Source organism: Streptomyces sp. NPDC002669, assembly GCF_042889165.1.
In the GTDB taxonomy this organism is placed as follows: Bacteria; Actinomycetota; Actinomycetes; order Streptomycetales; family Streptomycetaceae; genus Streptomyces.
In genome coordinates this window covers 25,211-38,023 of the sequence record NZ_JBIAQQ010000012.1, presented here as the reverse complement: position 1 = coordinate 38,023, position 12,813 = coordinate 25,211, and the positions used below count along the sequence as shown (strand labels likewise).

At 71.8% G+C, this 12,813-nt stretch carries 12 protein-coding genes and 2 tRNA genes; 6 read left to right on the top strand and 8 right to left on the bottom strand.

The features are described 5' to 3' along the window. Positions 1-106: 106 nt before the first annotated feature. The 3 genes from ACFYW1_RS19400 to ACFYW1_RS19390 all read left to right on the top strand — a co-directional run bounded on the left by ACFYW1_RS19400 (position 107) and on the right by ACFYW1_RS19390 (position 2,288). Positions 107-895, top strand: coding sequence for an HAD-IIA family hydrolase (locus ACFYW1_RS19400; RefSeq protein ID WP_283851754.1), 789 nt, complete (start codon positions 107-109; stop codon positions 893-895). A 107-nt stretch (positions 896-1,002) separates the two neighbouring features. Beyond that, the gene (locus ACFYW1_RS19395; RefSeq protein ID WP_388994116.1) at positions 1,003-1,566 is read left to right on the top strand and encodes a hypothetical protein; all 564 of its coding nucleotides are present in this window, start codon (positions 1,003-1,005) and stop codon (positions 1,564-1,566) included. Next, entirely contained in the window at positions 1,563-2,288 is a 726-nt protein-coding gene (locus tag ACFYW1_RS19390) for a class F sortase (RefSeq protein ID WP_388994113.1), read from the top strand. The genes ACFYW1_RS19395 and ACFYW1_RS19390 overlap by 4 nt, the downstream gene beginning before the upstream one ends. A gap of 390 nt (positions 2,289-2,678) precedes the next feature. On the opposite strand, the gene ACFYW1_RS19385 is transcribed toward ACFYW1_RS19390, so the two are convergent. Further along, positions 2,679-2,752: transfer RNA gene (locus ACFYW1_RS19385), tRNA-Lys, on the bottom strand. A gap of 184 nt (positions 2,753-2,936) precedes the next feature. Between ACFYW1_RS19385 and ACFYW1_RS19380 the strand changes: the two genes are divergently transcribed. The 3 genes from ACFYW1_RS19380 (at position 2,937) to ACFYW1_RS19370 (ending at position 6,762) form a co-directional block, all read left to right on the top strand. Next, entirely contained in the window at positions 2,937-4,400 is a 1,464-nt protein-coding gene (locus ACFYW1_RS19380) for a peptidoglycan-binding protein (protein WP_388994110.1), read from the top strand. Positions 4,401-4,425: 25 nt separating this feature from the next. Continuing rightward, complete coding sequence (locus ACFYW1_RS19375; protein WP_388994106.1) at positions 4,426-6,012, top strand: SPFH domain-containing protein; 1,587 nt, start codon at positions 4,426-4,428, stop codon at positions 6,010-6,012. A 159-nt stretch (positions 6,013-6,171) separates the two neighbouring features. Beyond that, a complete protein-coding gene (locus ACFYW1_RS19370) occupies positions 6,172-6,762 on the top strand; it encodes a lytic polysaccharide monooxygenase (RefSeq protein ID WP_388994103.1) in 591 nt (196 codons plus the stop codon). A gap of 110 nt (positions 6,763-6,872) precedes the next feature. Here the strand turns inward: ACFYW1_RS19370 and ACFYW1_RS19365 are convergent, their stop codons facing one another. From ACFYW1_RS19365 to ehuB, 7 genes are all read right to left on the bottom strand, one after another. Beyond that, positions 6,873-8,390: an MFS transporter gene (locus ACFYW1_RS19365; protein WP_388994100.1), complete on the bottom strand. Its 1,518-nt coding sequence runs from the start codon at positions 8,388-8,390 to the stop codon at positions 6,873-6,875. Between the two features lie 131 nt (positions 8,391-8,521). Continuing rightward, positions 8,522-8,595: transfer RNA gene (locus ACFYW1_RS19360), tRNA-Lys, on the bottom strand. Between the two features lie 87 nt (positions 8,596-8,682). Then, entirely contained in the window at positions 8,683-9,441 is a 759-nt protein-coding gene (locus ACFYW1_RS19355; protein ID WP_388994097.1) for an IclR family transcriptional regulator, read from the bottom strand. Between the two features lie 167 nt (positions 9,442-9,608). Next, on the bottom strand, positions 9,609-10,463 hold the full coding sequence (gene ehuA, locus ACFYW1_RS19350; RefSeq protein WP_388994094.1) for an ectoine/hydroxyectoine ABC transporter ATP-binding protein EhuA: 855 nt from the start codon (positions 10,461-10,463) through the stop codon (positions 9,609-9,611). Next, positions 10,453-11,094: an ectoine/hydroxyectoine ABC transporter permease subunit EhuD gene (gene ehuD / locus ACFYW1_RS19345; RefSeq protein WP_388994091.1), complete on the bottom strand. Its 642-nt coding sequence runs from the start codon at positions 11,092-11,094 to the stop codon at positions 10,453-10,455. Before ehuD ends, ehuA begins: the two co-directional genes overlap by 11 nt. Next, complete coding sequence (ehuC, locus tag ACFYW1_RS19340) at positions 11,091-11,831, bottom strand: ectoine/hydroxyectoine ABC transporter permease subunit EhuC (RefSeq protein ID WP_388994088.1); 741 nt, start codon at positions 11,829-11,831, stop codon at positions 11,091-11,093. Before ehuC ends, ehuD begins: the two co-directional genes overlap by 4 nt. Positions 11,832-11,850: 19 nt before the next feature. Beyond that, the gene (ehuB, locus tag ACFYW1_RS19335; RefSeq protein WP_388994086.1) at positions 11,851-12,753 is read right to left on the bottom strand and encodes an ectoine/hydroxyectoine ABC transporter substrate-binding protein EhuB; all 903 of its coding nucleotides are present in this window, start codon (positions 12,751-12,753) and stop codon (positions 11,851-11,853) included. Positions 12,754-12,813: the final 60 nt, after the last annotated feature.

The following is a 12,813-nucleotide window of genomic DNA, read 5'->3' as shown; positions in this document are numbered from 1 at the left end:
GGCCGGAACCCTCACGTCCGGGGCGGCCTAAAATCGGGGGCGTCGGCGCTGCACAGCGCGGTGCCGCCGGCGTCCCCGCACACGACGTACGGCAGGAGTCCCACGCATGGCAGAGCGCAAGCCGATCTCGTCCTGGCTCACCGACATGGACGGAGTCCTGATCCACGAGGGCACGCCGATCCCCGGCGCGGACGCCTTCATCAAGCGGTTGCGTGACTCGGGCCTGCCCTTCCTGGTCCTCACCAACAACTCCATCTACACCGCCCGCGACCTGCACGCCCGGCTGAACCGCATGGGCCTGGACGTGCCCGTGGAGAACATCTGGACCTCCGCCCTGGCCACCGCCCAGTTCCTGGACGACCAGCGGCCCGGCGGCACGGCGTACGTCATCGGCGAGGCCGGCCTCACCACCGCCCTGCACGACATCGGCTACGTCCTCACCGACCACGACCCCGACTACGTGGTCCTCGGCGAGACCCGCACCTACAGCTTCGAGGCGCTCACCAAGGCGATCCGGCTGATCAACAACGGTGCCCGCTTCATCTGCACCAACCCCGACGAGACCGGCCCGTCGGCCGAGGGCCCGCTGCCCGCCACCGGCTCCGTCGCCGCCCTCATCACCAAGGCCACCGGCAAGGCCCCGTACTTCGCGGGCAAGCCCAATCCGCTGATGATGCGCACCGGGCTCAACGCGATCGGCGCCCACTCCGAGTCCAGCGCCATGATCGGCGACCGGATGGACACCGACGTGCTGGCCGGTCTGGAGGCGGGGATGCAGACCTTCCTGGTCCTCACCGGTCTCACCACGGTCGCGGACATCGACAAGTACCCCTTCCGGCCGTCCACGGTCGTCGACTCGATCGCCGACCTGGTCGCCCTCGTCGACGAGGGCTGAGCCCGGGGCAGGAGCGGTACGGAGAGGGGCACGGGCGGGGCCCGAGTGGGGGAGCTGCGGATGCGGAAAGCCTCCGCAGGCGCGAACCTGCACTGAGGAGGTTCACCATGCGTTCCCTGCCCCTCACGTTCTGTGCCGCCGCGGCCGTCGCGGCGATCCTGGTACCGGTTCCCGCCGCCCTGGCCGACTCCGCGGCCGGGGCCGACCGGGAGGAGGGCGGGGGCCCGCGGGCCTCCCTCACGGTGACTCCGTCCACCGTCGGGCCCGGCAGCGAGGTGGACCTGCGGCTGAAGGGCTGCGGAGGCCGGAAGGCCGAGGGGACGGCCGACGTCCTCGTCTCCCCGGCACGCTTCTCGCCCGCCGCGGACGGGGGCCTGTTCGCCGAGACCCGGATCGGCTCGGACACCTCCCCGGGCGACCACGACATCCGCGTCGTCTGCGAGGACGGCAGGGGCACCGAGGCCGTCGGCACGGTCACCGTCACCGACCGGGGCCGGGCCACCCCCGTGGCCCCGGTGCGCGCGGGCGGCGGTGGCGCCTCCCTGGCCGAATGGGAGGCCCAGGAGGGCCCCGGTACCACGCACACCCTGACCGGGCTGGTCCTGGCCGCCGTCGCGGCCGTCGCCGTCGCACTGCGCAGCGTGCGCCGTCGCCGCCCGGCCGCGGAGTGACCGGGCCCGCCCCGGACCGCCCCGCCGGATACGGCCGGCTGCTCGCCGGAGCGGTCTGGGCCGTCCTGCTGCTGGGCCTGTGGCTCTGGGGGCGTGACATCACCGACGGCCCCGGTGCCGGTTCGGCCCCGACAACCGGTGACGTCGCCGCGGTGGGGAGCCCCCTCGGCGTGGCGCTGCCCCCGCCGCACGACCCGATCAGGGGCGCGGTCCCGCGACGCGTCGAGATCCCGTCGATCGGGGTCGACGCGCCCGTGGTCGCCGGCGGCCTGGACGAGGACGGCGCGATCGAACCGCCCCCGTACGACCGCCCCCAGACCGTCGGCTGGTACCGCGACGGCACCCGGCCCGGTGCGAACGGCCCGGCCCTCCTCGTCGGCCACGTCGACACCGAGACCAGACCGGCCGTCTTCCACGGGCTGAGCGCCACCCGCCCCGGCGCCGAGGTCGAGGTCACCCGCGCGGACGGCACCGTCGCCGAGTTCACCGTCGACGACGTCCGGGTCTTCACCCGGGCGCGCTTCGACGCCGCCGAGGCGTACGGCCCGCGCGAGGCCGGCCGGGCGGAGCTCCGGCTGATCACCTGCGGCGGCACCTACGACCGGGCGTCGCGCTCCTACGACGCCAACGTGGTCGTCTCGGCCTACCTCACCGGCGAGAGGCCCGCCGGGAAACCGGACGGGAAGGCGAACGGGAAGCCGGACGGGAACGACGTCGGCTGAGGGGAGCGGCCGGTGGATTCACCGGTGGCGTCTCCAACTCCCGGACCGCGCGGACCAGTACGGAGCCCCGGACGCCCGGAACACTCCGCGCGAGGAGCCCCAACTACCCGGCGCATCAGCAGGCATCGACCTCCACCCCGGCATCGCCCTGGGGCCCGGTCTCGGCCGAGGGGGCGAAAAGGTCGGGTTACCAGTTGTATGTGCGATTTGCGGAATCCTCGCGAAGGGGCGTGCGCGAGGGTCCGTGAGGGCAGCCTTCCTATCGCTGGGTGACGGACTGGTCACTGTGCGACATCCGGGAGTTGGCTGTGGGTCGGCTGTGCGTCGGTCGTGAAGGGGGTGGAAACGAAGAAACCCCCTCACGCGTGGTGAGGGGGTTTCGACTGTGCGTGCGCCGCCAGGGACTCGAACCCCGGACCCGCTGATTAAGAGTCAGCTGCTCTAACCAACTGAGCTAGCGGCGCCTGCTGACCTGCGTAACTCTACCCGAAGTCGGGAGGTGCTCCCGACCATTTCCCGCCCGCCCCGGCCTGTCGGATGGTCGTTTTTTCTCTTCTGTCCGTCAAAATGCGTTATGTCAGGAGAGTTGAGACACTGGCGCCCGTGCCGACGGGCCAAAAGATCTTGACGAGTGCGGAGGGGAACCACATGACTGTGCCGTCCTTCGAGGAGTACGTACCCGCCGTCGACTGCGTCTGCGCGGGATGCGCCGCGCAGCGGCGGGCCGCCGGCGCGTTGTCCGTGCGGGACGGCGGCCACCCGGCCGCCCACGGCGCGCGCCGCGCGATGGTGCTGGTCACCGCGGCCGGTGTGGTGCTGAGCAGCGGAGTGGCGGAGGCCGCCGGGACCGATGCGGCGGGTGCGTCGGCGGTGACGGATGTGGCAGGAGCGTCGGCCGTGACGGACGCGACCGGGGTGTCGGCCGCGGCGGCCCCGGCCGGCCCGGTCTACGCGCCCGCCGGCCCGGTCGACGCGCTCGCCGCCGCGGACCCGGCGGCGGCGACGGACGTCCCGGCCGGGCTGGACCCGGACAGTCCGCAGGGCGGTCCCGGACCGCTGCGCGGCGGCGGGGTCTCGGGCCCGCCCTCGTCCACGACCACCACGCCCAAGCTGCGCCCCACCAGCCGGGCCGACATCATCAACCGGGCGAAGAAGTGGGTGTCCGCGCAGGTCCCGTACAGCATGGTGAAGTACTGGCCGGACGGCTACCGCCAGGACTGCTCCGGCTTCGTGTCGATGGCCTGGAACCTGCCGGGCAACGAGTGGACCGGCAGCCTCGCCGCGTTCGGGACGCGGATCGCGCGGGAGGAGCTCCAGCCCGGCGACATCCTGCTCTTCCACAACCCGGCCGACCCCTCCAAGGGATCGCACGTCACGATCTTCGGCGGCTGGACCGACTACACGCACACCCATTACACGGCGTACGAGCAGACGAAGCCGCACACCCGCAGGCGGACGACGCCCATGGCGTACTGGACCCACTCGGGCAACTACGTCGCGTACCGCTACAGGGGCCTCACCGGCGGGAGCAGCGGCGGCAGCGCCGCGACGACGACGAGGTTCCCCGGCACGGGGATGTTCGGCCCCGGTGCCAGCAACAAGTACGTCACCGAGCTCGGCCGGATGCTCGTGAAGCGCGGCGGCAGGCGTTTCTACGGGGTCGGCCCCGGTCCCGGCTGGGGCGACGCGGACCGGCGCGCCACCCAGGCGTTCCAGAAGGCCCAGGGCTGGAAGGGCAAGGAGGCGGACGGCATCCCCGGCCCCGACACCTGGCGGCTCCTGGTCGCCGGGACCGGACGCGACATCCCCGGAACCGGAACCGGGAGCGGGGGCGGAACCGGTACGGGAGCCGGGCAGAACGGCTCGAACCCGGATTCGAAGTTCCCCGGCCGGGGCTATTTCAGGCCCGGTCGGTCCAACGGCCATGTCGAGAGGCTCGGCAGGCAGTTGGTGAAGAAGGGGTACGGCAAGCACTACGCGTCGGGCCCCGGACCCCGGTGGACCGAGGCGGACCGGCGCAATGTCGAGGCCTTCCAGCGGGCGCAGGGCTGGCGGGGCGGAGCGGCCGACGGCTACCCCGGCCCGGAGACCTGGCGACGGCTCTTCGCGTGACAGCACGGACATGACGGAGGTGGGAATGCGATCCACGGTGTCGGACAGTTCCGGGAACCCGGAGGACGGAACGGGACGGGAGGGGCGGCGGGAGCGGCGGGAGCCGGTCCGCGCGTGGGGCCCCGACCGGACGGCGCCGCCCGAGGACGCGGACTCCCCGGCGGCCGGGCCGGGCGCCGGGGGCGCGGACCCGGGCGGTCACGGTACGGGTCCGGGTTCCGTCGTGGACGCCGGGCCGGAATCCGTGGTCGATCTCGTGCTGGACCTGGTGCCGGGCGAGAGCGCGGACACCGCGTTCGGCGCGACCTCGGCGGCGGTGTCGGTCCCGGCCGGGGCGGGCGGATCGGCCCCTGTCCCCGTACCGGACGTACCCGCCCCCGCTCCCGCCCCCGAGGCGCCCCGGCGCCGGACCGCGCCCGACACCGTCTTCGACTCCCTGCCCGTCTCCGGCGGCGACGGGGCCGTGCAGTGCGGCGACGCGCCGTGGGGGGCCGGGCGGCACCACGCGGTCATCGCCAACGAGCGCACCGCGACCATCCCCGTGCACCTGCTCTTCCGCGAGGACGCCGCCCGGGCCGACGCCGCCGCGCTCCCCGACGGGGTGGTGCGGCGGGGGAGCGGCGGCGAGCGGCCGGCGGCCGGGGTGCGCCGGCCGCCCATGCCGAGGGGACCGCAGGTGCGGCCCCCGACGCGCCCGGCACCGCTCGGCGACCCCCGGCTCACCGAGCGGACCGGGCCCGCGCTGCCCGGCTGGCTGGCGGTGCTCGCCGCGCTGGCCGGCACCGCGGCCGGCGGGGCCGTCCTCTGGTGGGTCGGCGCCCTGCCCGCCGCCGCGCTCGCCCGGTTCGGGATCGGCCCGCGCCCGTACGACGGGCTCGGCCCGGGTGCCTGGGCGGCGCTCACCGCGCTCCTCTCGTCGGTGCTGTTCGCGCTCGGCGGGCTGAGCCGCGGACGGGTCGGCCACGCCTGGGTGCTGACGCTCTTCGGCGAGTACCGGGGCAGCGTGCGGCGCACCGGGCTGATGTGGATCAGTCCGCTGCTGCTGCGCCGCCGGGTCGACGTGCGCCTGCGGCACTGGCGCAGCGAACCGCTGCCCGCCGTGGACGCCAACGGCACGGCGCTGCGCGTCGTCGTCCTCGTGGTGTGGCGGATCAAGGACACCGCCCGGGCGGTGCTCGGGGTCGCCGACCACGAGGCGTACCTGTGCGAGCAGGTCGAGGCGGCGATGGCCCGGATCCTCTCGCAACTGCCCGCCGACGCCTTCCACGAGGACGCGCACACCCTGCGCAACGCGGAGGCGGTCGGCGACGCGCTGACCCGGCTGCTGAAGGCCGACTGCGAACCCGTCGGCATCGAGGTGTACTCGGCGCAGCCGACCGGGATCGAGTACGCGCCGGAGGTCGCCGCGGCCATGCAGCGACGGCGAATTGCGGCCATCGACGCCAAGCACCGCGACAGCGTGCTCACTTCGGTCGTCGACGCCGTCGACGACACCGTCAACCGGCTGACCGCGCGGGGCATCGTGGAGCTGGACGACTACGAACGGAAGTCCCTGGTCAAGGACTTGACGGTGGCCTTCTACACCGGGCGCAGCGGCGGGGAAGGGGCCTGAGGGCCTGCCGGGTCCCCTGGGGCGACCAAGCGGAATAGGACTCTCATTGGTCTGGACATGTTCATATCCCGTCAATAATCTAAGTCTTGGTCTAGACCGCAGAACACGCGTGCAGCAGGGCTCATGGAACTTCCCCCACGTTCTCGAGGAGCGACAGCAATGCGTAAAAGGGCTAGTGCGGCCGTGGTCGGTCTGGTGGTGGCGGGCGTCTCGATGCTCGCGACGAGCAGCGCCGGAAGCCACGGCTACACCGACAACCCCATCAGCCGCCAGAAGCTCTGTGCCAACGGCACGGTGACCGGCTGCGGCAACATCCAGTGGGAGCCGCAGAGCGTCGAGGGGCCCAAGGGCTTCCCGGCGGCGGGCCCGGCCGACGGCCGGATCTGCTCCGGCGGCCACGGGGAGTTCGCCCAGCTCGACGACCCGCGCGGCGGCAACTGGCCCGCCACGAACGTGACGGCCGGTCAGGGCTTCAGCTTCCGCTGGCAGTTCACCGCCCGCCACGCCACGACCGACTTCCGCTACTACATCACCAAGGACGGCTGGGACCCCACCAAGCCGCTCACCAGGGCCGCCCTGGAGTCGCAGCCCTTCATGACGGTGCCGTACGGCGGCAAGCAGCCGCCCTCGACCCTGACCCAGCAGGGCACCATCCCCACCCAGAAGTCCGGGAAGCACATCATTCTGAGCGTCTGGAACATCGCCGACACGGCGAACGCGTTCTACGCGTGCTCCGACGTCCAGTTCTGATCCCGGCGCCCCGCCTCGAACGGTGACCGCCGCACGACGGACGTCACGCCGAAGCGGCCGGTGCGGACCCGGACCCCGGGCCCGCACCGGCCGCGCTTCCTGAGCGGCCGTCAGGCCGCCGCGACCGGTTCGGCCCGCTTCGTCGGCCCGGTGCCCCGGCACAGCAGGACCGCCGCCAGCACCGCGCCCACCAGCAGCAGCACCGATCCCGCCACCGAGGCGTACCGCATGCTGTGCACGAAGGCGTCCCTGCCGATCGAGATCAGCGAGCCGTCGCCGGTGGCCACCGCGCCCGCCAGGGTCTTGCGGGCGGCCTCCGGAGCGGAGGCGGGCATGTCGGCGGTGTAGACGGCGGTGGCCAGCGCGCCCAGCAGGGCCATTCCCGTCGCGCCGCCGAACTCCTGGCCGGTCTCCAGCAGCGAGGCCGCCGAACTCGCCTTCCGGGGCGGGGCGGTGGACAGCGCCAGGTCCGAGACGAGCGCCATCACGGCCACGATGCCGCAGCTCATCACGGAGCAGCCGACGAGCAGCAGCCACAGCGAGTCCGTACCGGTCAGGGCGAGGACGGCGAAGCCGGCGGCGGCGATGACGAACCCGGCGCAGACGACCTGCCCGCGGCCGGTCCGCTGGGCGACCGCCGTGGCCGTCGGGGCCGCGGCGCCCACCGCCAGGGACGGGGCCAGGCTCCACAGCGCGGCCTCCAGCGTGCCCATGCCGAGCACCGACTGCAGGTACTGCGTGGTGAAGAACGAGGAACCCATCATCGCGAAGGCGGCCAGCGCGTTGAGCCCGATCCCGGCCGAGAAGCGGCCGTCCCGGAAGAGTTCCCGGCTGATCATCGCGTCGCCGCGGGTGCGCTGGCGGCGGACGAAGGCCCATCCGACGAGCAGTCCGACGGCGACGAGCAGGGTGTTCTCCGGGTCGATCCCGTGGGCGGCGGTCTCCTTGATCCCGTAGACGACGGGCAGTACGGCCCCCATCGACAGCGGCATGCTCAGGAGGTCGAACCGACCCGGGGCGGGGTCCTTGTACTCCGGCACCAGCAGCGGCACCAGGACCAGCAGCAGCACCATCGCGGGCACGTTGATCAGGAAGACCGAGCCCCACCAGAAGTGCTGGAGCATGACTCCGCTGAGCACCGAGCCGAGCGCGATCCCACCGGCCATGGCCCCCGACCAGATCCCGATGGCCCGGCCGCGCTGCCGTTCGTCGCGGAACATGTTCCGCACGAGCCCCATGGTCGAGGGCATCAGCGTCGCCCCGCCGATCCCGAGCAGGGCACGGGCCGCGATCAGCATCTCGGGGCCGGTGGCGTACGCCGCGGCCACGGACGCGGCGCCGAACGCGACCGCGCCGAGCAGCAGCAGCCTGCGACGGCCGATCCGGTCGCCGAGCGAGCCCATCGTGATGAGCAGCCCGGACAGGGCGAAGGCGTACCCGTCGAAGATCCAGAGCTGCTGGGTGGCGCTGGGGGCGAGGTCACGGTCGATGGCGGGGATCGCGAAGAAGAGGACGGAGACGTCCATCGAGACGAGGAGGAGGGGCAGCAGGAGGACCACGAAGGCGGTCCATTCCCGGCGGCCGGCGAGGGGGCCGCGATCGGCGGTGGTGCTCGTGGCGTTCGTCATGCCAAGGAATGTACGAGCGTTTAAAACGCTTGTCTAGTACGAGTGTGTAAAACGATCGTATGGATCCAGGGGCAGCAAAAAACGCATCGGGCGGTCCACGTGTGTACGTGGACCGCCCGATGCGTTGTCCGTGCGCCGCCAGGGACTCGAACCCCGGACCCGCTGATTAAGAGTCAGCTGCTCTAACCAACTGAGCTAGCGGCGCCTGCTGACTCGAAAATAATACCTGCTCCGGAGGAGTGCTGATGCCACCGGCCGCAAACCGGGTCAATGGGTGGCGAAGCGGTACGGATCAGAGCGCCATCGACAGCATCAGCGGGGCCGCCCGCCGGTTCAGCGTGTGCGCCGCCGCGCGCAGCCGGTGCGCGTCTTCGACCGGGAGGGACAGTGCCAGGCAGCCCGCCGACGCCCCGGCCGTCAGCGGCACCGCGGCGCACACCGTGCCGACCGCGTACTCCTGGAGGTCGAGCACCGGCACCGTCGCCGGCTGGCTGTCCAGCTTGGAGAACAGCACCTTCTCGTTGGTGATCGTCCGCGAGGTGAGCCGGGGTGTCCGGTGGCGGGAGATGTGGTCGCGGCGGCCGTCCCGGTCGAGCTGCGCGAGCAGGCACTTGCCGGCCGCCGAGGCGTGCGCGGCGAACCGGAAGTCCACCCACTCGTTGACCGCGGGGGTGAGCGGGCCGTCGGCGTACTGCGTGACCCGGATCTCGCCGTCGACGTACCGGCTGATGTAGACCGCCGCGCCGACCGAGTCGCGCAGCTGCGCCAGTGTCCGCTGGAGCCTGGCCTCCAGGGCCTGCCGGCGGGGCCGGCCCGAGCCGAGGCGCAGCAGCGAGGAGCCGATGACGTACGCGCCGTCGGCGATCTGCTCGACGTAGCCCTCGCGGCGCAGGGTCAGCAGCAGGGGGGAGAGGTGTGCGGCGGGCAGTCCCGTCTCGCGCGAGATCCGGGCGGCCGGTACGCCGTCGTCGTGGGCGGAGATCGTTTCGAGGACGCGGAAGGCGTACTGCACCGAATGGAGCGGTGTGGTCGGTTCGGGCATCAGTGCCACGGTTTTCCCCCAGCAGGTTGTGACCGCAAGCTCTGTCCACACGATAACCGTCAAGGTCCCTCCGCGGGGCCGCTGTTGGGGGACCGACGCATGCGCCCCGGCTCGATGAGCTGGGGCGCATGCGTAGGGCATATGCCAATGTCATTGGCGTCCAACAAGTGGCGAGGTCACAGCACCGCGTCGAGGAACTCGCGCGTACGTTCGTGCTCCGGGTCGGAAAAGATTTTTTCCGGCGGTCCGGATTCGATCACCCGTCCGGAATCGAACATCAGCACCGTCTTCGAGACGTCCCGGGCGAAGTTCATCTCGTGGGTCACGCAGAGCATGGTGATGTCGGTGTTCCTGGCGATGTCACTCAGCAGCTCCAGCACCCCGGCCACCAGCTCCGGGTCGAGCGCCGACGTCACCTCGTCCAGCAGCAGGATCTCCGGCCGCATCGCCAGGGCGCGCGCGATCGCCACCCGCTGCTGCTGGCCCCCGGAGAGCTGGGAGGGGTGCGCGTCGACCTTCCCCGACAGCCCCACCAGGTCCAGCAGTTCCCGGGCCCGGGCCTCCGCCTCGTCGCGGTCCATGCCCAGCACGTTGACCGGGGCCTCGGTGATGTTCTGCAGCACCTTCATGTTGGGGAAGAGGTTGAACTGCTGGAAGACCATGCCGATCTTCTTCCGGGCCTCGCGCAGATGCTTCTCGGGCGCCGGTTTCAGCGCCCCGCCGTCCGCCCTGACGTGGGACAGCGGGGAGCCGTCCACCCAGATCACACCGCCGCTGACCTTCTCCAGCGTCATTAGCAGCCGCAGGATGGTGGTCTTGCCCGAACCGCTGGGGCCGATCAGTGTGACGTGCTCGCCGCGCTCCACCGAGAAGTTCAGCCGGTCGAGGACGGTGTGGTCGCCGTACCGCTTCACGACGTCGTCGAAACGGACCAGCGGATGGCCGGTCCCCGGCGCGGCGGCCGGTGCGGCGGCCGACGGGGTGTCCCCGGCGGCGGCCGTCTTGCGCAGGGGAAGGGGTTCAGTGGCCAAGACGCTTCTCCAGCTTTCTCATCAGCAGCGAGGTGGGGTAGCTCGCGACCAGGAAGACCAGGCCGGCGAGCGTGAACGCCTCGGTGTACGCGAAGTGGTCGGCACCGTACTTGCGGGCCTCGAAGACCATTTCCTGCACCGTGATCACGGCGAGGAACGGGGTCTCCTTGAACATCGAGATCGCGTAGTTGCCGAGGGCGGGCAGCACGTTGCGCACCGCCTGCGGAAGGATCACGGCCTGCCAGGTCCGCCGGGGGGAGAGCGAGAGCGCCCGACATGCCTCCCACTGCCCCTTGGGCACACTGTCGATCCCGGCGCGGTACACCTCGGAGGTGTACGCGGCGTAGTGCACGCCCAGCACCACGATGCCGACCACCAGCGGCTCCACCGAGGTGAACAGGGCCGCCGCGCCGACCAGTTGGACGAGCAGCGGGGTGGACCTGACGAATTCCGTCACGGCCCGCACCGGCACCGTCACGAATCTGCTCGGGGCCCGGCCCGCGACCGCGACGACCAGTCCGAGGACCGCGGCGACGAGCGTGCCGAGCGCCGTGGCGAGCAGGGTGACCCGGAATCCCTCGATCAGCAGCGGCAGGGCGTCCCCGGCCGCGTTCCAGTCGAAACCGTTCACCGGGCACCTCCCGGAACGGAGGCGGTGGCCTCGGTGGCGCTGCGGCTGCGCAGCAGCGAACCCGCCCCGGTGGGCAGCCCGAGCCGCCGCTTGGCGCCCCGCTCCAGCAGGTTCATCAGCAGGGTCAGGGCGTACGCCAGCACGAAGTAGACGGCCAGCAGGGTCACGTACGCGGTGAGCGTCTCACCGGTGCGGTCGCGCAGCTGCTGGACCACGGTCATCAGGTCGGCCGCGGAGATCAGCCACAGCAGCGGGGTGCACTTCAGCAGCTGGATCAGCAGATTGGTGAACGACGGGATCATCTGCACCCATGCCTGCGGGAGGATCACCTTCCGCATCCGGTGCAGCGGCGACATGTTCAGCGCGACGGCCGCCTCGTACTGGCCGCGCGGCACGGAGCCGATCGCCCCGCGCACCACCTCGGCGCCGTACGCGCCGTAATTGAGGCCGAAGGCGACGACGCCGCAGAGCAGCGGCTCCAGCTCGTACCCCGTCAGCGTCGGCATCGCGTAGTAGAGCCAGAACAGCTGGATGTAGAGCGAGGTGCCGCGGAAGAACTCCACGACCACGCGCGACACGCCGCGCAGCACCAGCAGGCGGCTGATCGACATCAGGCCGAGGACGAACGACAGCAGGAGCGCGGCCAGCGCGCCCAGCACGGTGGCTTCGAGCGTCACCCACAACCCCGAGCGCACCTGCGGGAGTTCGTCGACGAAGGCGGAGAAGAAATCATTCATGCGGCGCGGCCCGTCCCCGTCAGCCCTTGCACAGATCGGCCGTCTTCAGCGTGGCCGGCGGGAGCTCGGTCGCCGAGAAGCCGTACTCCCGGAGCAGCTCCACGTAGCGGGACCGGTCCGAGACGATCTTCTTCAGCTCGCGGTTGAAGGCGTCCCGCAGCTCCTCGTTGCCCTTGCGGAAGACGGCGCCGCCGGGGCTGTACTGCTTCGCGCCGTCGAGCTCCGGCAGGAACGCCCCGGTGACCTCGGTCTCCGGGTTGGTCCTCGCCAGCCAGCGCAGCGAGATCCCGGTGAGCAGGAACGCGTCGACCCGGCCGCCCTTGACCGCGTCGGCGCCGTCCTGCGGCTTCTGCAGCGTCTTGATCCGGTCCTCGGGGATGCCCGCGCCCTCGGCGTACTTGCCCTCGACGGCGCCCGACATCACGCCGACGGTGATCCCGGCCGCCTTCACGGACGCCAGGTCGGTGACCTTCTTCGGGTTGCCCTTCTTCACCATCAGGGCGGTGGGGGAGATGAACTCGGGCTCGGAGAAGATGGCGTTGGCGCAGCGCTCGGGCGTGATCGCCATGCCGGCGCTGACCACGTCGTACTTGCCCGCCTGGAGCCCGGGGATCAGGCCGTCCCACTCGGAGAGGGTGGGCCTGAGCTCGTCCACGCCGAGCGCCTTGAAGATCTCCCGGTGCAGGGTGGGCGCCTCGCCCTTGAGCTCCTTGCCCTCCAGGTAGCCGTACGGGGCCTCGTTGGCGTACGCCACCCGGACGAAGCCCTGCTTGCGGAGCTTGTCGAGCGCACCCGCACCGTCCGCGGCACCGGCGTCGGTCTTGCTGCACGCGGAGAGCAGCCCGGGGACGACGAGCAGCCCGCCCACGGCCGCCGATCGGTTCAAGAAGCCCCGGCGGGACAGGTTCGGGAAGTCAGCCATGGTTCGCAATCTCCTGGAGGGATCGAACAGTCCGGACAGGGGGAGCGCCTGCCCGATCCC

Coding starts and splice junctions, on each gene's coding strand:
- ACFYW1_RS19375 (WP_388994106.1), top strand. CDS start 4,426: ATGCGATCCACGGTGTCGGACAGTTCCGGGAACCCGGAGGACGGAACG.
- ehuC (WP_388994088.1), bottom strand. CDS start 11,831: ATGAATGATTTCTTCTCCGCCTTCGTCGACGAACTCCCGCAGGTGCGC.
- ACFYW1_RS19380 (WP_388994110.1), top strand. CDS start 2,937: ATGACTGTGCCGTCCTTCGAGGAGTACGTACCCGCCGTCGACTGCGTC.
- ACFYW1_RS19395 (WP_388994116.1), top strand. CDS start 1,003: ATGCGTTCCCTGCCCCTCACGTTCTGTGCCGCCGCGGCCGTCGCGGCG.
- ehuB (WP_388994086.1), bottom strand. CDS start 12,753: ATGGCTGACTTCCCGAACCTGTCCCGCCGGGGCTTCTTGAACCGATCG.
- ACFYW1_RS19400 (WP_283851754.1), top strand. CDS start 107: ATGGCAGAGCGCAAGCCGATCTCGTCCTGGCTCACCGACATGGACGGA.
- ACFYW1_RS19365 (WP_388994100.1), bottom strand. CDS start 8,390: ATGACGAACGCCACGAGCACCACCGCCGATCGCGGCCCCCTCGCCGGC.
- ACFYW1_RS19370 (WP_388994103.1), top strand. CDS start 6,172: ATGCGTAAAAGGGCTAGTGCGGCCGTGGTCGGTCTGGTGGTGGCGGGC.